Annotated in this window: 12 protein-coding genes; 8 read left to right on the forward strand and 4 right to left on the reverse strand. The window is 51.0% G+C overall.

What is annotated here, in order from left to right; translation table 11 throughout:
• Window positions 1–13: 13 nt before the first annotated feature.
• Together ACN4EG_RS15845 and ACN4EG_RS15850 are read right to left on the reverse strand one after the other, a co-directional pair.
• Window positions 14–1,654 carry a transglutaminase-like domain-containing protein gene (locus ACN4EG_RS15845; protein ID WP_431630830.1) on the reverse strand — a complete coding sequence of 547 codons (1,641 nt, stop codon included), beginning with the start codon at window positions 1,652–1,654 and terminating at the stop codon, window positions 14–16.
• Between the two features lie 120 nt (window positions 1,655–1,774).
• Window positions 1,775–1,951, reverse strand: a complete 177-nt coding sequence (locus tag ACN4EG_RS15850; RefSeq protein WP_431630833.1) for a hypothetical protein — start codon at window positions 1,949–1,951, stop codon at window positions 1,775–1,777.
• A gap of 418 nt (window positions 1,952–2,369) precedes the next feature.
• Between ACN4EG_RS15850 and ACN4EG_RS15855 the strand changes: the two genes are divergently transcribed.
• Entirely contained in the window at window positions 2,370–2,600 is a 231-nt protein-coding gene (locus ACN4EG_RS15855; protein ID WP_431630834.1) for a DUF2283 domain-containing protein, read from the forward strand.
• 13 nt (window positions 2,601–2,613) lie between these two features.
• On the opposite strand, the gene ACN4EG_RS15860 is transcribed toward ACN4EG_RS15855, so the two are convergent.
• The gene (locus ACN4EG_RS15860) at window positions 2,614–2,835 is read right to left on the reverse strand and encodes a DUF4327 family protein (RefSeq protein ID WP_431630836.1); all 222 of its coding nucleotides are present in this window, start codon (window positions 2,833–2,835) and stop codon (window positions 2,614–2,616) included.
• 871 nt (window positions 2,836–3,706) lie between these two features.
• Between ACN4EG_RS15860 and argZ the strand changes: the two genes are divergently transcribed.
• The 4 genes from argZ to pruA all read left to right on the forward strand — a co-directional run bounded on the left by argZ (window position 3,707) and on the right by pruA (window position 13,160).
• A complete protein-coding gene (gene argZ, locus ACN4EG_RS15865) occupies window positions 3,707–5,848 on the forward strand; it encodes a bifunctional arginine dihydrolase/ornithine cyclodeaminase (protein WP_431630838.1) in 2,142 nt (713 codons plus the stop codon).
• 320 nt (window positions 5,849–6,168) lie between these two features.
• On the forward strand, window positions 6,169–6,975 hold the full coding sequence (locus ACN4EG_RS15870) for a cyanophycinase (RefSeq protein WP_431630840.1): 807 nt from the start codon (window positions 6,169–6,171) through the stop codon (window positions 6,973–6,975).
• A gap of 83 nt (window positions 6,976–7,058) precedes the next feature.
• The gene (gene cphA / locus ACN4EG_RS15875; protein WP_431630842.1) at window positions 7,059–9,782 is read left to right on the forward strand and encodes a cyanophycin synthetase; all 2,724 of its coding nucleotides are present in this window, start codon (window positions 7,059–7,061) and stop codon (window positions 9,780–9,782) included.
• A 348-nt stretch (window positions 9,783–10,130) separates the two neighbouring features.
• Complete coding sequence (pruA, locus tag ACN4EG_RS15880; RefSeq protein ID WP_431630845.1) at window positions 10,131–13,160, forward strand: L-glutamate gamma-semialdehyde dehydrogenase; 3,030 nt, start codon at window positions 10,131–10,133, stop codon at window positions 13,158–13,160.
• Here the strand turns inward: pruA and ACN4EG_RS15885 are convergent.
• Complete coding sequence (locus tag ACN4EG_RS15885) at window positions 13,157–16,507, reverse strand: alpha-mannosidase (protein ID WP_431630846.1); 3,351 nt, start codon at window positions 16,505–16,507, stop codon at window positions 13,157–13,159. The two genes, pruA and ACN4EG_RS15885, sit on opposite strands and share 4 nt — an antisense overlap.
• 155 nt (window positions 16,508–16,662) lie before the next feature.
• On the opposite strand from ACN4EG_RS15885, the gene ACN4EG_RS15890 reads away from it, so the two are divergent.
• From ACN4EG_RS15890 to ACN4EG_RS15900, 3 genes are all read left to right on the forward strand, one after another.
• Complete coding sequence (locus ACN4EG_RS15890) at window positions 16,663–18,393, forward strand: hypothetical protein (protein WP_431630847.1); 1,731 nt, start codon at window positions 16,663–16,665, stop codon at window positions 18,391–18,393.
• A gap of 78 nt (window positions 18,394–18,471) precedes the next feature.
• Window positions 18,472–18,627, forward strand: a complete 156-nt coding sequence (locus ACN4EG_RS15895; protein ID WP_431630848.1) for a photosystem II reaction center protein I — start codon at window positions 18,472–18,474, stop codon at window positions 18,625–18,627.
• A gap of 142 nt (window positions 18,628–18,769) precedes the next feature.
• Window positions 18,770–21,148 (forward strand): DUF3769 domain-containing protein, encoded by a 2,379-nt coding sequence (locus ACN4EG_RS15900; protein WP_431630849.1) that lies wholly within the window; start codon window positions 18,770–18,772, stop codon window positions 21,146–21,148.
• Window positions 21,149–21,496: the final 348 nt, after the last annotated feature.

A 21,496-nucleotide genomic window follows, 5' to 3' on the forward strand; every position in this document is an offset into this window, starting at 1 on the left:
TGAATCCTTCCGTTTACACTGTAGGTGATAGTTCATCGATAATCGTAAACCGAATATGGTTCAACGCTAAATCACCTAAAGTAAAATTCTCAGGTAAGTTCTCAGCGGTCATTTTCTGGAATCTTACCCCTTTCCCTAACTCAGCGTGATACCACGCCAAGCCCATAAAAAAGCGTGTCGGATAGGGTCCCCGATCGATGACATCGTCCACGTTCGATTCCATCGGTAACCAACCCACACCGGGCACGTAAAACTCTAACCACACATGATTAAAATCCGGTTCCAAGGGAACGTTACGACGATCGGGAAAGGGAGGACACTTATATCGCCCCACCGTGCGGCAAGCAATGCCATTCAGCCGAGCTAGGGCTAGCAAGATCCCCACGTATTCCCCACAGGAAGCAATACCTCGATCTAACGCGACATCGGGCGTATCAATTTTCGGTTGAATGCCATAGCTCAAGCGATCGTAAACGTAATTCCGAATCTTTAGCATTTTGCGTAAAATATTCGTTTCCGTTCCTACGGCTTCCTTCGCAGCATTCTGAATCGTTGGCGTATCCATTGCCAATTCATCATTGTCTACTAAATACTGTTCCTTCAGCGCTTTCGGAATACGTTTCTTAGCATGAGTATCCACATCAGCGGGTGTGAGATAGGACTTAAAACTGTAGAGTTCTATTAACGCCTTCCACCCGAGCAGCCCATTTTGGTAGGGCTGGAGTTGGTCAAATTTAAACACTGCAAATTTTTGTCCATCCACTTCTTCGATCGTAAAGGGATGGCCGATCGGTTCAACTTTGCGTACCCGTTGCCGCACGGTTTCTGAAGGTAAAGCGATTCGCCACTCCACCTGCTCAAGCATGACTGCATCCAATGGCTGCAATTCCTCAACATAGGACAGCTCCACTAAGTAGCCATTGGAAAGGGTGTAATGCTCCTGCCAATTGTGGGCCACCTGCAAAGCATGAATCCAAGTGCGATCGCGAAAGGTGAGTTGGTAGGGAAAGCGCGCATTGGGATCATCCCGCACGTAGGGTTCTTCCTCTGTGTAGGCCACATAGCAAATAGGCTCCGGATCCGCTGGGTAGAGAGCGATCGCCGTGGGAAATTTGTAGGGCGTCAAGGCGCTCCAGCGCAATTCCCCCGTGGCACGATCGAGGCAAAACACCGTTTGCTCTTCTCGATCACAAATCCACAGCGCATCCTCCGTCGCCACCAGATTCGCCACACCGACACCGGGTTGAGAAAATTTCGTCAGTAATTGCGTAGTCTTGCTATCAAATACGTGAATATATCCTGATTTTTGGCAAGTAACGTAAACCAAGCCATCCCAAACGGCCACTCCATCCACATCGTAGGGCAGTTCAACGAAGGGAGTTGGTGAAAAGTTCTGCAAATCGTAACGGATGACCCAACGCCTTTTCCCTAGCCAAGCTTCTCCTAGAGAAATTGCTAGACCTGCCGTGTTGATCCAGTCCTTAGCGTGCTGGGGGTTCAGAATGGTGGTGTGGTCATTCGTGGGATCAATTTGGAGTAAATAGCCACGAACGCGATCGACCGCCAATAAACGATCGCCCTCTACCGCCAATCCTGATAGGGCATAAGCGCCGATCGGTCGAATGACTGATGGGCCGAATGGAACAGATACCACTTCCAATGGATGAATAACCTTTAGGTAAAGAGTTTACAAGAACGATGTCAATGAACTATCTAACGGGCAGTTTAAAAAATAAACTAATTATCTACCGAAGCCCGTTGACTATGGGGAGCATTAAGGGGGCTTAAGCACATATTCAGCCTTGACCTCAATAGACCAAATTGGCACCAACCCATAGCCCCCATCCACCTTAACTCCGATAGCCCAAGCAGCTAGGGTAACGGCCTGAATGTTGCTGATCTGAATATTGCTGGCCTGCGCATTGGATGATTGATCCCAAATTGATCCCAAACTGAACTGATGACTGCCACAGCTCTGATCCCCATAGCCCTCTTCATGAGGGGAACTCGAAACAGTACATTCAAAGTCCCCCTGATGAAGGGGGATTTAGGGGGGGATCGTCATGGGTTGCAATCACAAATTGATTGGGTATTACCTGAATTTAGCCAGGATTCAGACAACTCCATCCTTGCGCAACTTTTAAGGACGGCGTTGAAGAACCGTAGTTGAAGAACCGTAGTAGTAACAGCAGTAGTAACAGCCACCGAGGTTAGGCATGATTTTTAACGTAATCTAATTTATCCCTGCGTTTTGTGACCGATGATGCAGTTTCACTAAGCATCTCTCTCTACAATGTCAAGTGTTAAATCATCGCACTAAAGCTGGATTTGAGGCTTGTGCATAGATAGCGACCGAAGGCTCCACTTGAATGAAAGTTGTTTACGATCCCCAGCAGGACATTTTACAAATTTCCTTCATTGATTGCCCAATTGATGAGACAGCACAAATCGCTCCAGGATTAATCCTAGATTACGACGAAGATGGGCAGGTGATTGGGGTAGAAGTCCGCAAGGCATCTAAGCGAATTACTGATCCGCATTCCATTGCCTATTCCATTGGGGAAGCCAATGTAGAAAAACCGCAACCCAAGACCCCGTGATTGAAGATTCGGCCTAGTCGCTTACCCAAGACTCTTTACCAACTAGATCAATCACCCGATCGCGCAGTAGGTACTCGTTCTCTTCCAGAACCCGTTCAATATTGAGCCATTCTTGATCGCTGAAATGTTTGATCAGTTCATAAATGCAATGTTGCCGACTCACTAAGCCCCGGTCAACTAACGATTTCACTTCATCCCGAAGATCTTCGATCGAATATAGGCGTACGGTATACATAAGTCGTCCTCTGAGTATAAAGGCAGTTTTACTGATCCGAGTGACTGAGAAATGTCTGAAATATTCCGTGAATCAACGATTCACACATGCTCAATTGTTCATTAGTGATACAATTTGGGACACATCAAGAATGAACTGCATTAAAAAGCTAATGAACCAGCAATATTAGTATCAACTATTCAGCCTGAGAATTGCTATATAAAGTTGACCTTTTTAGAAAAAAATTGAACTTTGTTAGGATTGGGATGGTTATCTTTATGATTGGCATTCTTTATGATCGTGATAAGAGAATTGCGATCAGTATTGAATAGTTCCCTTGAATTACTTTTAGGATCAACTCTCTGGAAAACGCGATAACCAGCCTAGACTGATGAAGCAGGTCATGCTTGCTAGACCTCTCACAGCGAAGAAATTTTTCCCAAATCCTAATTACAACTGTAGTTTGCACAGCACCCAAATTCCACCTAAAACGATTTCGGCTTTATCGCCGTAGGTAAATGCTAGGGGATGAGTAGGATTAGAAAAAAAACAATTTAAAACACTATATCTAGGGCATAAATTGATAAAAAAGTGCCTAGAGAGATTGCATACTAAATCGATCGAGATCGATGGAAGGTTCCCATTCACGGGGACACGGTATTCGGGAATTCATGAAGTCATAACATCTTTATGAAAGTAAAAAGATTTAGCATCACCCTGATCAGTTTTATAAACGAAATTTATGTATGCTGGAGAACGAGAAATTTAGGCGCTAGGTGATTGTTGTATTTCGTGCGATGTATGTTGATTGCGAAATATACTTTTAATAAATTATTTTGATTTTGATTTCATCTCAGCTTGCCAATATTTACTACCGTTTCAGGACTCTAACATGACTCAACCCGTGCGGATTTTAATGTGTGCGCCGCACCACTATGATGTGGATTATGTCATCAACCCTTGGATGGAAGGGAATGTCCACCGATCGTCCCGAGACTTAGCCGAAGAGCAATGGAATCAGCTCTACCAAGTCCTCAAAAACTACGCCACCGTTGATCTCGTTCCCCCCCAGCAGGGCTGGCCAGATATGGTGTTTACTGCCAATGCAGGACTGGTGCTGGGGAATGTTGCGGTACTAAGTCGATTTTTTCATCCCGAGCGCCAAGGGGAAGAACCTTATTTCCAGAATTGGTTCGCTGAAAATGGCTTTCAAGTTCACACCTTACCTAAAAGCTTGCCCTTTGAAGGCGCAGGGGATGCCTTATTCGATCGAGCGGGCGGTTGGCTGTGGGCGGGCTATGGTTTTCGATCGGAATTAGATGCCCATCCTTATTTAGCAAAATGGCTGGATGTGGAAGTATTATCCCTTCGGTTGATCGATCGGCGGTTTTACCATTTAGACACCTGCTTTTGCCCCTTGACCGATGGCTATTTACTCTATTACCCCCCCGCCTTTGACACCTATTCCAACCGCTTAATTGAGTTGCGAGTTCCAGCGGACAAGCGCATTGCCATTGACGAAGTGGATGCTATTAACTTTGCCTGTAATGCAGTGAATGTGGATACATTCCAGAATGGCAAGCTGGAGCGGATTTTGGTCATGAACCAAGCCAGCACTGGGTTAAAACAGATTTTGCACGATCGGGGCTTTACCGTCATTGAAACCCCACTGACAGAATTTCTGAAAGCAGGTGGTGCGGCCAAATGCTTAACCCTTAAGGTCACCGAACCTCGTCACGCCACCCCTCACCTGTCTGCCTTGCAAAGCCGGGTCATCCAATTGGAAGGCCATTTGTTAGACTCCGGTTTAGTCAGTCGTGCCCTCGATACCATTCTGGCAAACGGCGGCAGCTTCCAGGTCTTGAACTTTGACCTGGGAGAACAACGGCAAGATCAGTCCCGCGCCGAAGTGAAGGTGTCTGCGCCCGATGCCAGCGTCATGGCCGATATCATGGGGCAACTGATTGATTTAGGAGCCGTGAGTCCGCCCCAGCAGGCCAGCAACGCAACGCTGGAACCCGTAGAAAAAGCCGGGGTTGCACCGGATGATTTCTACGTCACGACGATTTATCCCACAGAAGTGCGCATTCAAGACCAATGGATCAGGGTTGAAGGTCAGCGCATGGATGGCGCGATCGCGGTGACCCAAACAGCAGAAGGCCCCATCGCTCGCTGTAAGCTTTTGCGGGATTTGCAATTGGGAGAATCCGTGGTTGTGGGCAGCGAAGGTCTACGGACCCTGCGCAATGAGAATTCTCTCAAATCCAGCAAAACCGAAGAGTTCAGCTTTATGGGCGCGGGGGTGTCCAGCGAACGGCGGGTGGAACTGGTGGTGGAACAAATTGCCTGGGATCTGCGCCGCATACGCGATCGCGGCGGGAAAGTGGTTGTCACGGCTGGCCCCGTTGTCATTCATACCGGCGGCAGTGAACATCTCTCCCAATTGATTCGCGAGGGGTACGTACATGCGCTGCTGGGCGGGAATGCGATCGCGGTTCATGATATGGAACAGGCCATGCTGGGCACCTCCCTGGGGATGGATATGAAACGTGGGGTTTCCGTCCATGGGGGTCATCGTCATCACCTTAAAGTCATTAATGCGATCCGTCGTTGCGGTAGTATTGCCCAAGCCGTTGAGCAAGGCATTCTCACCAGCGGCATCATGTATGACTGTGTTAAACATGGCGTTCCCTTTGCCCTAGCGGGTTCCATTCGGGACGATGGCCCCCTACCAGACACCCAAATGGATTTGCTGGCGGCCCAGGCAGACTATGCACGGCTCATTGACGGTGCAGACATGATTTTAATGCTGTCCAGCATGTTGCATTCGATCGGAGTGGGCAATATGACCCCCTCTGGTGTGAAAATGGTGTGTGTGGATATCAATCCAGCAGTGGTAACAAAGCTCAGCGATCGCGGATCGATCGAGTCTACGGGCGTTGTCACCGATGTGGGATTATTCCTAAGCTTACTGGTACAGCAACTCCATAAATTGCAAGGCCAGTATGGCTCCCCACAGACCGTGCCGATGTAGGGGATTGGAAGTTTAGGAACTTCCAGATGTTTTGAATAAGCGCTGTGATGGCCTATCTAGATTAAGTTTTCGTTAAGTCGAAGCTCAGGATGGACATCCCCCTTTTAGACTAACGAATCTAGATAGGTCTATGAGGCTCCGTGACCCGGATATTGCGGTGTCCCCTCCCAATTTACCTAGTTCGAGAATTCGTCAAATCGCATACAGAATAATATCAAGATTTCTTGATAATTTACTTATCAGGATCGTTCTGTTTGGCATCAATCAATTTAGGATAGGCGTTTATATTGGAACTAGAGCCAGGGTTAGTGCAGAAGTTTATGATGATTCCTTACCAGTACCCAGTCATGGTGATTGGGGGCGCGGAAGATAAGGTCAATGATTGCAAAATTCTCAATGCGTTTGTTGCCAACGCAGGGGGAGAGGATGCAGTGATTGGGGTTGTACCCTGTGCTTCCCGAGAGCCGAATATCGTTGGAGATCGTTATTTCCAACTGTTTACTGGTATGGGCGCTAAACAGGTTCATATTCTGGATATTCGCCATCCTCAGGAATGCGATGAACCCCGGTGGTTAGATCTGTTAGATCAATGTACAGGCGTCTTTTTCACCGGTGGAGATCAAATTCGTCTCTGTCACTTGATCGGCAATAGCCGTTTTCTTGAAATGATTAAGGCCAATGTCTATCTTGGCAAACTGGTTCTGGCAGGCACCAGCGCTGGGGCAGCCATGATGGGTGAAAAAATGATCGCAGGGGGCAGCAGCGGAGAATCCCCCAATCGATCGCTGGTCGATCTCTCCGAAGGACTGGGCGTTATCCCAGAATTGCTCGTTGATCAGCATTTTCACAATCGCAATCGCATGGCTCGTTTACTGAGCGCGGTGGCGGCCTTTCCCGATCGGGTAGGCATTGGCATTGATGAAGATACCTGCGCTGCTTTGGATGGGCAGGGAGCTTTTGAAGTGTTAGGCAAAGGTACCATTACAGTGGTCGATCCCGGTAATTCAGTTCGGACAAATTATTCCGTTACGGGTGAAACGTCACCGCTCAGTCTACACAATTTAAAGTTGCATGTACTGACTCCGGGTAACCGATACGATTATCACAATCGTATTGTGCTTGAGTAGCAGTATTAGCTTGTGTGAGCTGTTTGGCTTGAGTCGGTTGTTCTCACCTTGTTCCAGACGAGTGCCGTGTCTCTACAGATGTTATGAAAATCCTCAAAACTCAAACCCTCCGTGGCCCTAATTATTGGAGTATTCGCCACGGTCAATTGATCGTGGTGCGCTTAGACCTAGAAGACTTAGCCGATCGGGCTTCGGATGACATTCCAGGATTTTATGACGGGCTAGTGAAAGCATTACCTAGCTTGGAGGAACATTTCTGTTCACCGGGCTGCCGGGGCGGTTTTTTAAGCCGTGTACGGCAGGGTACCATGATGGGCCATATTGTGGAGCATGTGGCCCTGGAGTTACAGACCCTCGCAGGCATGTCGGTGGGTTTTGGGCGGACTCGCGAAACAGCCACTCCAGGAATCTACCAAGTGGTCTTTCAGTACGAAAACGAGCGCGCAGGGCGCTATGCAGCGCGGGCAGCGGTTCGACTCTGTAGCAGTATTATAGAGACAGGACGCTATCCGCAGGCTGAATTAGACAAAGATTTACAGGATCTGCGCGACTTTAAGTTAGCAGCATCCCTGGGTCCCACTACAGAAGCCTTGGTGCGGGAAGCAGAACTGCGGGGCATTCCTTGGCAACCCGTGGGAGCGCGGGATCTCCTGCAATTTGGCCATGGGAAGTACCAGCATCGTGTACAAGCTTCCCTGACCAGTTTAAGCAATGTTTTAGCGGTGGAATTAGCTTCGGATAAGGAAAGCACGAAGCAGGTTCTGGACAATGCGGGAATTCCTGTGCCAAAAGGGCTAGTAGTCTATACCTTGGATGAATTGGAAAGCGCGATCGATACCCTGGGGGGCTATCCGATCGTTCTCAAACCGCTGGATGGCAATCACGGGCGAGGCATTACCCTAGATATTCGCAATTGGGACGAGGTGGAAACTGCCTACGAAAAAGCACGGGAAGTATCCAAGGGAATCATTGTTGAGCATTACTATGAAGGCCATGATTTCCGGGTTTTGGTCGTCAATCACAAAGTGGTGGCAGTAGCAGAGCGGGTTCCGGCCCATGTCGTGGGCAATGGTCGAAATACCGTTGCGGAATTGGTGCATCGGGAAAATAAAGATCCACGACGGGGACGCGGCCACGAAAATTTACTCACGGAACTGGCTCTCGATCAAACCACTGAAGAAATGTTGCAGCGGCAATGCTGTGATTTGGATTCGGTCTTGCCTGAGGGCGCGGTCTGCTACCTGCGGGCCACGGCTAATTTGAGTACGGGGGGCATTGCCATCGATCGGACCGATGACATTCACCCGGAAACCATTTGGCTGGCTGAACGGGTGTCGCGGTTGATTGGCTTGGACGTGGCGGGCATTGATGTCGTCACAACCGACATTAGCCGTCCCCTGCGGGATGCCAATGGAGTGGTAGTAGAAGTCAATGCAGCTCCGGGCTTACGCATGCACCTAGCACCGAGCCAGGGAATTCCCCGCAATGTGGCGGCTCCAATTCTAGACATGTTGTTCCCAGCGGGGACACCCACACGCATTCCCATTATTTCCGTGACGGGGACGAATGGTAAAACGACGACCACAAGATTGATTGCCCACATTTTCCGTCAGGTGTATGGAACGGTTGGTTTTACGACCACCGATGGGATTTACATTAACAATCACCTAATTGAGAAGGGGGACACCACCGGACCGTACAGTGCGCAGGTGATTCTGCGTGATCCGACGGTGGAAGTAGCAGTTCTGGAAACGGCACGGGGCGGTATTTTACGATCGGGGTTGGCGTTCCAACATTGCGATGTAGGCGTGGTGCTGAATGTAGCGGAGGATCACCTCGGCATTGGCGACATTGACACGATCGAAGACCTCGCAAGGTTGAAAGCAGTAGTGGCGGAAGCAACCCATACCGATGGCTATGCGGTGCTGAATGCAGATGATCCTTGGGTGTCTGCCATGGCCGATCGGGTCAAGTCAAAGGTGGCCTATTTCTCGATGAATCCTGAAAATGAACTCCTGCGATCGCACCTGCAAAATGGTGGCATTGCAGCGGTTTACGAAGATGGCTATCTGTCGATCCTGCAACAGGATTGGATCTATCGCATTGAAAAGGCCGATCGGGTACCGTTAACCATGGGTGGACGCGCTCCATTTATGATTGCCAATGCCCTCGCAGCTAGTTTGTCAGCCTTTGTGCAAGGTGTGGAAATTAAGGCAATCCAGTCGGCCTTGCGCAGTTTTCGAGCGTCGGCCCAGCAAACGCCGGGGCGCATGAACCTGTTTAATTTGGGTCGTTACCATGTGCTGGTCGATTACGCCCACAATCCGGCGGGCTATGAAGCAGTGGGTGGCTTTGTCTCCAATTGGACGGGCCCAACGGTCGGGGTCGTGGGTGGTCCTGGCGATCGCCGGGATGAAGATCTACGAGCCTTGGGCAAACTCTCGGCAGAGATCTTTGGCCAACTGATCATCAAAGAGGATGATGACAAACGCGGTCGGGAACCGGGGGCAGTAGCCGAGTTGCTGGTGGAGGGCATTCAACAAGGGACGAAGAAAACGCCGCCCTATGAAATTCAATTGGATGAAACCACAGCGATCAACAATGCCCTCGACCATGCACCGGATAATGGTTTGGTCGTGATTTTCCCGGAAAGCGTAACGCGGGCGATCGACTTAATTAAAGCGCGCAATCCGATTTCAGAGGCAATGGAAGTAACGCCTTTACCGGCGGCTCCTGCTAAGAAATCGACCCGATCGGGATCCCGGAAAACCAAGGTTTCGGCGATGGATGTGGCGCAATCGTCGTAGTCTTTCTGGGCGATAAAGGGAACCAGAGTCCAAAGTCTATCTCCCAACGGCATTCAAAGTCCCTCTCCCAGACTGGGAGAGGGATTTAGGGTGAGGGCAAAATGCGCAGAACTCACCCGTCATTTAGGATTGCTTTCGTTGAGGATTGCTAGATCACTTGAGTGTTTTGCTACCCATCACTTCTGGCAATTGAGCTCAAAGTTATCTGTCCAAGTTGCTCGTGAATTGTTCACTGATTGCAAATCTTTCATTCTAGAAATTTAATTCATTGATTCATATCAGATTTCTTGTCTGATATGAATCAGATCAGTCTAATCCCTTTCCCTTCGCATCATTCGGGAGACGTCTATGTCAATGTCTGCATCTAGCTCGGTTTCAGGTCGTTCTGAGTCACCCTATGAGGTGCAAACCCAAGCGATCGCGCGGGAACTACTCGCGCAAACGGGAGAAAAGCGATCGTTCTTTGCAAAGTTCCAAGATCAGCTACGCTGGGATGACAAACTATTGGCCTGGACGATGGAAAATCCGGGGCTGCGGGTGCAGTTATTTCGCTTGATCGACTGTCTTCCAGCCTTGAAAACCAAAGCCGCGATCGCCCGTCATCTCCAGGAATACCTCGGTGATGCGGCGGTGGAATTGCCCCAAGCCCTGAAGGGATTGTTGAATTTCACCAACCCAGATTCTGTGCCGGGACAGGTTGCGGCGACGACTTTAGCAACGGCGGTGGAAACCCTAGCGCGGAAGTATATTGCGGGTGAAACGCTAAAGCAAGCGCTCAAAAGTATTGAACAGTTACGCAAACAGTCGATGGCCTTTACGATCGACCTGTTAGGTGAAGCTGTCATTACGGAAACGGAAGCGCAGGCGTATTTACAGCAGTATTTAGATTTAATGGCGCAGTTAACTGATGCCGCGAAAGGTTGGTCAACGGTGGCGAACATTGATACTGCGGAGGGAGATGCCCTACCCAAGGTGCAAGTGTCCGTCAAATTAACAGCCTTTTATTCTCAGTTTGATCCCTTGGATACTGCTGGATCTCAAGCCAAGGTTAGCGATCGCATCCGTACCCTATTACGGCATGCCAAACAACTCGGGGTGGCCGTCCATTTTGATATGGAGCAATACCGCTATAAAGATGCCACCCTAACGGCGCTGAAGCAATTGCTGTTGGAAGAGGAATTTCGCGATCGTACGGACATTGGTATGACGTTGCAAGCCTACCTCCGCGATAGCTATGGCGATTTGAAAGATTTAATTACTTGGGTGAAGGAACGGGGGCATCCCCTAACCCTCCGCTTAGTTAAGGGAGCCTATTGGGATCAGGAAACGATTCTATCGCGCCAGAACCATTGGCCCACCCCTGTGTATAACCATAAGTCCTCCACCGATGCCAATTATGAGCGGATGATAGCCCTGCTACTGGAAAATCACGCCCATTTGTATGCGGCGATCGGGAGTCATAACGTGCGCTCCCAAGCCCATGCCTTAGCGATCGTGGAAGCGTTGGGCATTCCCAAACGGCGGGTTGAGTTCCAAATGCTCTACGGTATGGCGGACAACCTAGCCGCCGCGATCGCCAAACGGGGGCAGCGGGTGCGGATTTATTGTCCCTATGGCGAGTTAATTCCGGGCATGTCCTATTTAATTCGACGCCTGTTGGAAAATACCGCCAACAGTTCGTTCCTGCGGCAGAATTTAGAAGCGCGACCGACGGAGGAATTGTTGGCCATTCCGGTTTGGGGAGAAGGGGATGACTTGATTGAGGCGCATCCCTTTGCGATCGCCCCTAGCTCGCCTTCACTCAGTCGGATTGAGCCCGCCCCAGATACGGACTACGCCCTTGGAACCCTGCGCGATCGAGCAACGGCTGGACTCACGCAGATTAAACAACAGTTGGGACAACCCTATTGGCCATTGATCAACGGTCGATCGATGACGACAGATGTCACGATTCCCTCGGTCAACCCATCACAGCCGAGTCAAGTGGTGGGAACGATCGGGCAGATCAATTTAGACCAAGCAGAGGAAGCCGTTACAGCCGCAAAAAATGCCTTTACCACTTGGAAGCATACTCCTGTCAAGGAACGAGTCGCCATTATTCGTAAAGTGGGCGATTTACTAGAAGCCCGTCGCCATGAGTTGAACGCTTGGATGGTGTATGAAGCGGGGAAACCTCTGCGGCAGGCGGATGGGGAAGTTTCAGAAGCCGTTGATTTTTGTCGCTACTATGCCGCTGAGATGGAACGGCTGTCCCAGGAACTCAACTACGATGTGGCCGGAGAAACCGATCGCTATTTTTACCAACCGAAGGGCATTGTCTTGGTGATTTCGCCGTGGAACTTTCCCTTAGCGATTCCCACAGGCATGACGATCGCGGCATTGGTGACGGGGAATTGTGCGTTGCTCAAGCCAGCCGCAGTAACGTCTGTGATTGCAGCGAAATTAAGTGAGATTTTGGTGGAAGCAGGCATTCCTCCTGGCGTGTTCCAATACGTTCCCGGTCGGGGTTCCACGGTTGGCAACTACCTCGTTAAACATCGTGATGTGCAGATGATTGTCTTTACCGGATCCCAGGAGGTGGGTTGCCAGATTTACGCCGATGCCGCCGTTTTGCAACCGGGCCAGAAACACCTGAAGCGGGTAGTGGCGGAAATGGGAGGTAAAAATGCCATCATCATTGATGAGAGCGCAGATTTGGATCAGGCTGTACAGGGGGTGGTGTATTCCGCCTTTGGCTACAGCGGACAGAAATGTTCCGCCTGTTCACGGGTGGTCGTACTTGCGCCGATTTATGACACCTTTGTGGCGCGGTTAGTGGAAGCAACGAAATCCCTGAATGTGGGGGATGCCGTCGATGCCAGTACGCAGGTGGGGCCAGTGATTGATGCCGCCGCCCAGCAGCGAATTCGCGATTACATTGCCAAGGGGAAAGCTGAGGCAACCCTAGCGATCGAATTGCCCAGTCCGGAAACGGGTTATTTTGTGGGGCCAACCATTTTTACCGACGTTGATCCGCAGAGCACGATCGCCCAAGAGGAAATTTTTGGCCCCGTGTTGGCAGTGATGAAGGCAACGGATTTTGATCAGGCATTGGCGATCGCCAATGGCACGAATTTTGCCTTAACCGGCGGACTGTTTTCCCGCACCCCCTCCCACATTGAACGGGCCAAGGTGGAGTTTGAAGTGGGGAATTTATACATTAATCGCAGCATTACGGGGGCGATCGTGGCACGACAGCCCTTCGGCGGCTTTAAGTTATCTGGCGTTGGCTCCAAGGCGGGGGGGCCGGATTACTTATTGCAGTTTTTGGAACCGCGCACCGTGACGGAAAATATTCAACGCCAAGGATTCGCCCCGATCGAGGGAGTCGATACTTAATGCTCTCCGAACTTGCTTAAGGAAAAGCTAGCGATTTGCCAAGGATAGATGGTTGGGTCTGGGTTCCTGAGCGATCCCTCCAGCAAATCTACCCGATCGCTCACTTGGAGTTTTAGCAATCCTCCGATCTCCAATTCGGCTGATTCTCCTAGCCATTCATAACAGCGCAGAATATATTGTTCTGGGTTATCTTCCGCCTGTTTTAGCACCATGGGCATTAAATTCTCTGTCGGGATGGTTAATAAGCTTCCTGACGATGGCAAATTGCCCTGTAATGCCTGGGCTGGCAGCACGATCGCTTGCAATGGCAAAGTAGTCTCCATCGCCTTTTGGGGTGTTTTAGCGGTTTGCCAATTTCCGGCATGGGGGTACAGGTAATAGGTAAATGCGTGATGGCCTTGATCGGCTTGGGGATCGGGCCATTCCGGTGCCCGCGAAAGCGATAGTCGAATTTCGTTGGGCTGATGGTTGTAGCCATGTTTACGATCGCTGAGAATGCTCAAGCCATAGGTTACCTGATTACTGGTCTGATCATTAGTTTGACTCTCTATCTCTCCACTCAAGCTAGCCCAGCGGAGTCCCGGCACTTCCCATTGAGCTTTTTCTGCTTCAGTTGCGGGGCGTGTGGGCCGATCTATGACTCCACAGGCGGTTTCGTAACTGACCATCTCCGCTGAAAAATTGACCGGAAATGCAGCTTTAACCAGCACATGTTTTTCCTGCCAATCAACCTGATTTTGGATTTCCAATAATGGCGAATGGGCTTCCAGCGCATAAATTTGCGTAAAGGTCGATTGCCCGATCGTGCGAACTACCCGCAACCGCGATCGCGCCGGACTCTGTTCCAACCATTCGATCGATTGAAGTTGCGCGGGTGGCAAAGGGTAATTTTTGTAATCTGGATCAATATTCCAGGCATCCCAGTACTGACCTTGATCTTGAAAACTTAGCAATGCGTTTCCATCACCATTCAAGACATTTTGACAATTAACTTTATCAAATAGTTCCGTAATATTTCCCGTTTCTGAATCAACAACAACTCGTAAACATTGATTCTCTAGCTGATAATCTTGATTACCATCAAAAATGGCATTACAACTCTCAGTTGCACTCTCTTGACCGATTTCTACAACATCACTGAAGTTCTCGATCGATAAGCTGTAGCAACGGTATCCCATCGCGGGAATTGCTTCCGCCCAAAACTCCACCAGCCACCCCGAGCGGCCATCCTGATAATGCGATCTAATCTGGCATTGCACGTTGTTTCCTGAATTCTTCAAAGTCCCCCTGTTCAAGGGTAATTTAGGGGACTCTGCTGAATTCTTCAAAGTCCCCCTTATGAAGGGGGATTTAGGGGGATGAACCGTTATCGCATCAACGAATTGTTCAGGATTTACCCCAGCCAATTCTGGAATAAACAAACGAACCCACTCACTCCGCTGCCAGGATAAATCGTTAAAGACAACAATGATCCGATCGTTCGGCGAAGTTGATCCTGAAGGTAACACGAAGGGTTGAATCGCTTGGGCGATCGCTTGTCTAGCCTGGGTTGTAATCGCTCGTAATTGCTGATAAGCCTGTTCCCAAGCTTGATTGGCCGTGGGGTAAACCTCCGCGATCGACGTACCGGGCAGAATGTCATGGAATTGATTAAACAGCACCTGTTTCCAAGCGGTTTCCAATGCCGGTTTGGGATAGGGCTGGTCGATCGCCAAGCAGGCTAAAGACGCCCACAATTCCGCACAGTACAGGGCATCTTCGCAATCTCGATTCCAAGCTTTTTGATCTGCATGGGTCGTGTAGCAACCGCGATGGAATTCTAAATACAAGTCGGAATTCCAAACGGGTAATGCGGTTGTGGATAGGGAAGACTGAAGCCGATCGCAATAGGTTTCCGCCGTGGTGAATTCTAGGTTGGGGAAGTAGGGAGATCGTTGCCAACGGGTCGCCAAGTCCAGCATGTCGCGGGTAGGGCCACCACCATGGTCACCGATGCCCGTTAACCAGAGAGGCATACGATCGCCCGTTTTTTGCTGCCATTCCCAACAGTAATCACTCAGCTTGATCGGGTCAATTCCCTCCCCGATCGGAGCCGACATCAATGCAGTCACCTGCGAGCCATCGGGAGCCTGCCAAATAAACACCTCATGGGGATACTTTGTCGTGTCATTCCAGCGCAACTTTTGTGTGACGAAATAGTTCATGCCTCCCTGTTGCAACAATTGCGGAAACTGCCAGCAAAAGCCAAAGGTATCCGGTAGCCAAGCAATGGAACTAATGTTGCCGAAACGGGATTGATAATAGCGCTGACCATAGAGAATCTGACGCGCGATCGATTCCCCCCCAATGACATTCAACTCCGGTTCAATCCACAGTCCGCCCACGGGTTCCCATTGCCCCGCCTGCACCCGCTGGCAAATGGCATGAAATAACGCCGGACGGTGCTGCTCCATCCATTCATACAGCGCTGGCGTCGTGTGGCAGAACGTTAATTGGGGAAATTCCTGTTGTAATTGCAGGGCCGATCGAAAGGTTCGTTCCGCCGCCTTCCAAGTTTCCTCCACCGTCCATAACCAAGCCATATCTAGATGGGCATGGCCTAGGAGGTAAATCGTGTAGTCCTTCAGCCGATCGCGGTAGGGCAATAGGCAATTCCGCAATGCTACTAGAGTGCGAGGGGTGAAGGGGGTGGGAGGGTGAATCTGTTGGGCTAGTGGAGACAGTTCTTCGGGAGCGAACGTGGTTAAATACTGCGTCACCACAGCAAATTCATCGGCTACAAAACCAGGATCCAAGCTGTCATAGGCCGATTCAAAAATTAACCGCGATCGCATCAATGCACCGTTATCATGGCCGGGACTGACCAACCGTAGCGTTATCTCTACTATCTCGCCCGGTTGGACGGCTCGACTCAGGACAATCCGCGCCGAATGGTCAAACAAATCGCCTTCCTGCACCTTTTCGCCATTGACCCAAACCTCCGCCAGCTCCGCCCACCACGTTAAACAGAGTCTTGCCGTCAGTCCAGTTAGGTCGTAGGAGCCTGAAGCGCTGCGATCGAGGCATTGGGGTAACTGAAACACCTGACGCAATACAATCTCTTGACGCCCCCTGTCCCAAGCAATGTGACCCTTTTCGTTTGGAATGGCTAGGGTTGCTCGATCGCTAGGACTGGCCAAGGGCAATGCATTCCCACAAGATTCATGCCCAGACTCAGATTCTCTGACATGATTGGTTACAATCTGCCAATGGGCGATCGTGTCTTGCTGCACCTGATTTCGCAGGGCTTGAATCACACTATTCAGAATTTGTGTTGCAAGTTCGATCGAATCTGGCAGGTTTGTCATAATCAGTTACAGATCTTCTTCAAACGGAAGGCGTACAATTTTCACGTTAGGGATCACTGACTTCGCGAAAATTTTTGTGAAATAGGTTAAGACCCAATCAGCGGGTCATTGTGACAGGTGATCCAGTTCTTTATTGTTTCATTGGGTGGGATGCTATGGCCCTCGATCGCCCTTACCAAAGTCAATTTCTCAACTTCTTCTCGCGCCAAACCCAAAAGCTCAAGGATCGGGCAGGGGTGCTCTGGCGTAACTTCAAATTGGCGGCGATCTGGGGGGCGCAGTTGTCCCTCTACCCAATTTATGCAGTCTTCCAAGCGTTCCGCCTGGTGGGTAAGCAATTGAATGCAGGAGTGCGGCAGGCGGCGCTGTGGCTGACAGCGGGGGTGGAACCCTCCGAGGAGCCGGTAGCAACGGATGCCGCCATTCAAACCGTACTCTCCGCCCTGACCCAAAATACGATCGCTCCGGCTCCCGTTGGACAGGTGGATCCCTTGCTGGTGCTGCTGACGGAAGGCACGAAAATTCGCGGCGTGGCGTCCCTGGTCTCTACCCAGCGGATGGTGCTGGTGGCTCAGGATAATCAAATTCTGGATGTGCTGACCCAATCGCAGCAGCACCAACTCAAGCGGCGCATTATTTTCGAATTGGCGCTCTACTATCGCTACTGGCGACGGCACCAACTCAAGACGGGCAGTGCGCTGGTAGTTCGCGATCGCTCCTCCCTGGCCTTGCCGTTACGGCTATTCTGGCAACTCATGGCTTGGATTCAATCCAGTCCGATCGCCGTTTCGACCAATCTCTTCCAGGAAGCCAAGTTGACGGGTGCCAATCCCCCACTTTTGCAAGGTTTTAAGCCGAACCTAAGTCCAGCCGATCCTGCCGCTAATGCCCTGACGCTGTCCCGAGGCGTGGGAGTCATGCAAGGCAATCCGTTGCGCTGGAAGACGATCGGGGCCGCATTACGCACCAAGCTTGATGCCCTGGGCCAGGGCTTACCCCAGCTGCGGGAGGTGCCGGACTTAATTCAAGCCGCCATTCGCTATTTCTTTGGGCCACGGGCCACAGAACAGGCCGCAAGGACGCTCTATCCTGCCGCAAGAACCGTTGCGTCTCTGCCGGGAAAAGCGCCGGGACAACCAAAATCCTTTGTCATGGTCGAAGATCCCTGGCTAACCACCCAGGATGTATTTGGATCCGGTGGCATCAGCCGTCTGACTCCCGATTCTTGGCTCGATCGTTGGCGCGTTCCCACCGAGGATGTGCCCACCACCCTATTCGGCGTCGTCACCACTGCCCTGCCGGAACAGCCCCAACCCACTCTGGGCGGCACCCTGAAGCAGTGGATTCAAACAACCCTAGCCGATCCACTGTCTGCCCTTGGCCAGTCTGCCCTTGGCCAGTCCGCCCTCAGCCAGTCTGATCCAAAAGCAGGCCAGAAGCGCACGAAGGCGATCGTTCTGAATCGCCGGGGTGCCATCCGAAGCAAGCTGTTTGCGAGTTTCACAGTGGATGCGATCGCCAACCCAGAGGCTACGGGTAGCGCAGCAAGTTCGTTAATCGATGTCGATATTGACACTTGGACGCTCTCAACTACTCCCACTGAGCAAACCGCAGTTGTAAATGAGGCGGAAATTCTGACTGGTGCAGATGCAACTGGTACAGATGGGACTGCTACCCATGCGATCGTTGAAGCAGATACCGCAACCCACCAACCCGATAAATTTGCTGCCGCTTGGCTAGAGGCCGAAGCCACACCCCTTGGGTATGAGCAGACCTGGTGGGAAAAAGCGCTGGATTGGTGCGATCGAATTTTGGTGTGGGTTGAGCAGGGCATCCTGCAACTTTGGCGTTGGTTTAAAGCCCGTCGTGAAACTGGGCATCGCTAAACTGGGCTAGGTGACCAAGCAGGCTGCAATACCAGGTAAGATAGAGAATCATCTTTGGTATTACGGGATTTCCCGTTTTTGACAACCGATCGTGTTCGTTTTGCTGGAGTCATTCCCATGCTTACGCTAAAAATCGTAGTTAACATCGTTGTTGCTTTCTTTATTCTGGTTTTCTTCTTCGGCTTCCTGAACAACGATCCCGCCCGGAACCCCAACCGCCGCGATCTTGACTAATTTTCAGGATTTGCCCATTAGAGTTTGAGGGCAGTAGATTATCCTTGGGTTTGCAACCTTCTAAAATCTGTAACGTCAGATGTTTAGCCCGGTTGTCCCTGAGCTAGTCTCTGTCCTTTTTTTGTGAGTTGATTGGATCCCTATGCCCTATCCGGTTGCGCCACCTGACCCGCCAGCCTATATTCGATCGTTTGAACAGTCTCGGCCTTCCTTAACGGCGGATACGTTGAAGGTGGATGCGACAGCGAATGTATTCCCTGAAGCGCAAATTGCGATCGAACCCTCCGGCTGGACAATTTCACAAAATTTGTTGCAATTACAAGATGCCTCAGGCCCAGCCCGCACTACGCGCCCTCCCAGTTTTACCAGTGCTACAGGTATTACAGATACTACGGATGCTGCAGGAGCGCAATCTTCTCCAAAATCGTCGCTGACCACACCGCTTCCCCCCACAACGGAAGACTTTGGGGCTGAGAAATCGACGACTGAAAACTCGACGACTGAAAACTCGACGACTGAGGGTTCCCCCGCTTCCTCTGCATCCTCTCCCACCCAGTCTCCTCCTCCATCTGCCTCACCGGGAACCTCCAACCCCAAGCCGGGAACCTCTAATCCAGCCCCCAGTAATACCAACCCTGTTACGCCAACCGCCAAGCTGGCCCAGGAAGGATTACTAGAACTAAAAGCCGATCGCCAAGATTATGATGAACGGCGACAAATTTTTACCGCAGAAGGGAATGTCTCCATGCGGTTTCAGGGCTCCTTGCTCAAGTCCGATCGCTTGCAGGTGAACCTCCTCAATCGCTTTGCTGTAGCCGATGGCAATGTGCAACTGACCCGTGGCGATCAGGTAATACAAGGCGAACGGTTTGAATATAACTTTGTGCAAGGGGAAGGCAAGGTGCGATCGTTGCGGGGGGATGTATTTCTGCCCAGCGCTGGCACGGATTTTGCCCCCAACTTGCCTACAGATATTTCCGCCGGAGCCATCCTGACCCAACCCGTCATCGATCGGGTCTACACCAACCAACCCGCCCAAAATGTGACCGGTGGACGTGGGGGTAGCTTTACCCTAGGCGCACGGAATAATCCCAGTGGCGGTGAAGTGGTACCCCAACGGGGCGGACAGGGGGTGCGCCGGATTCGGTTTGAAGCGGCGGATGCGGACTTTTACCCCGAAGGCTGGACAGCTCGGGATGTGCGAATTACCAACGACCCCTTCTCGCCACCGGAACTGGAACTGCGGGCTAAAACTGCGACGTTTACCCGTCTTTCGCCCCTACGAGATGAAATTCGGGCAGAGAAGCCTCGCCTGGTGTTTGATCAGCGCTTCAGTTTGCCCCTGTTGCGCAATCGCGTGGTCATCGATCGCCGTCCCCGGCAACCGGGATTGTTTAGTATCGGCTTAGATAGTGACGATCGGGGGGGATTGTTCATTGAGCGTCCCTTCGATGTCCTGCCACCGGGGGCCGTTCAGTTTGTAGTAACGCCCCAGTTCTATCTACAACGGGCAGTTCAAGACAGTGGATCGGCAGCGGATTGGTTTGGGCTTAAGGCCAAGTTAGTTGCGCCCTTTGGGAATGGGGGGGTGATTCGCGGGAGTGCCAACCTGACGAGTTTGGATTTCGATAAGTTTGAAACGAATTTCCGCGCCAATTTGCGAGCCGCCCAACCCATCAATACCGGTTGGGGTCCCCACGTGTTGGCGTTGGAGGCCAGCTACCGCGATCGATTGTTTAATAACTCCTTGGGTTTTCAGGACGTGCAGAGTAGTGTTGGCGCGTTATTCTTCTCTCCGCCCATTTCCCTGGGTAAAACGGGCATTAATCTGAGCTACCAAGTGGGCTACCAGTACGTTAATGCAGATACCGATCGGATCGATCTGCTCAAACCGGTTCGGGATAACAATCGTATTAGTCTCAGCCGTTTCCAAGGCAGTGTGGCTCTTAGCAAAGGGTTCCTCCTGTGGCAGGGCAAACCCCTACCGGCCACAGCCACTGAGGGATTACGTTACACCCCCACTCCAGTGGTGCCCTATGTAGCTCTAGGACTGGGGACAACAGGGGTTGCTACAGCCTATAGCAGCGGTGATGTGCAAAATAACGTTGTTATCAGTGCCAGTCTATCGGGGCAATTTGGTCATTTTTCTCGACCTTTCTTTGATTACACCGGATTTAGTGTGACCTATTCTCGTACGCTACCCGATGGTCTATCACCCTTTTTGTTCGATCGGGCAGTGGACAACAGCATCTTGTCGGTGGGGCTTGTGCAGCAAATCTATGGCCCCATTCGGCTAGGGGTACAAACGGCCTGGAACCTGGATCCCACCCGAGAAATCAGTACCGACTATTTTGTAGAATATAGCCGTCGAACTTACAATGTGCGGCTGCGATACAATCCAGTTCTTTCACTTGGCTCCATTAGTCTCACTATTAATGACTTCAATTGGTCGGGTGGTTCAGAGCCCTTTAGTGGGAATGAGGTTGTGCCCGTCGGGTCCGGAGTCTCTCGCCCTAATTAACGTGAGTTCGATGAATTCGCGGGGCGGTTCGATCGTCGGGGCTGCTCCGCAGCGAAGATCGGGGAACTTCTCCCCGCCCCCCTGCTACGTCAGGGGACTCTACTCCCCCGAAAGTGAATGCTCCGTCCCAGTACAGGGGATTTGTGAGGGAAAATTTTGCTTGTCGAACTCACGTTAATTAGCCTGTTCTAGCGAGTCCTCATTAGATCCGAATTGGCCTGTAACGCGAGTGCATCCCAGTTTTATCGCGGTAGACAATGAGTTTAGGACAGTAATATCAAATTGATTCATTAATGCGCTAGATTCGATCCCCCCTCCCCCCCCTTAATAAGGGAAGAAATTCAGTCA

It is taken from the genome of Alkalinema pantanalense CENA528 (assembly GCF_050753345.1).
Lineage (GTDB): Bacteria > Cyanobacteriota > Cyanobacteriia > Leptolyngbyales > Leptolyngbyaceae > Alkalinema > Alkalinema pantanalense.

Excerpts from the sequence above, each read along its gene's own strand:
- ACN4EG_RS15855 (WP_431630834.1), top strand. The coding sequence starts at position 2,370 with ATGAAAGTTGTTTACGATCCCCAGCAGGACATTTTACAAATTTCCTTC.
- ACN4EG_RS15860 (WP_431630836.1), bottom strand. The coding sequence starts at position 2,835 with ATGTATACCGTACGCCTATATTCGATCGAAGATCTTCGGGATGAAGTG.
- argZ (WP_431630838.1), top strand. The coding sequence starts at position 3,707 with ATGACTCAACCCGTGCGGATTTTAATGTGTGCGCCGCACCACTATGAT.
- ACN4EG_RS15870 (WP_431630840.1), top strand. The coding sequence starts at position 6,169 with ATGATGATTCCTTACCAGTACCCAGTCATGGTGATTGGGGGCGCGGAA.
- cphA (WP_431630842.1), top strand. The coding sequence starts at position 7,059 with ATGAAAATCCTCAAAACTCAAACCCTCCGTGGCCCTAATTATTGGAGT.
- pruA (WP_431630845.1), top strand. The coding sequence starts at position 10,131 with ATGTCAATGTCTGCATCTAGCTCGGTTTCAGGTCGTTCTGAGTCACCC.
- ACN4EG_RS15885 (WP_431630846.1), bottom strand. The coding sequence starts at position 16,507 with ATGACAAACCTGCCAGATTCGATCGAACTTGCAACACAAATTCTGAAT.
- ACN4EG_RS15890 (WP_431630847.1), top strand. The coding sequence starts at position 16,663 with ATGGCCCTCGATCGCCCTTACCAAAGTCAATTTCTCAACTTCTTCTCG.
- ACN4EG_RS15900 (WP_431630849.1), top strand. The coding sequence starts at position 18,770 with ATGCCCTATCCGGTTGCGCCACCTGACCCGCCAGCCTATATTCGATCG.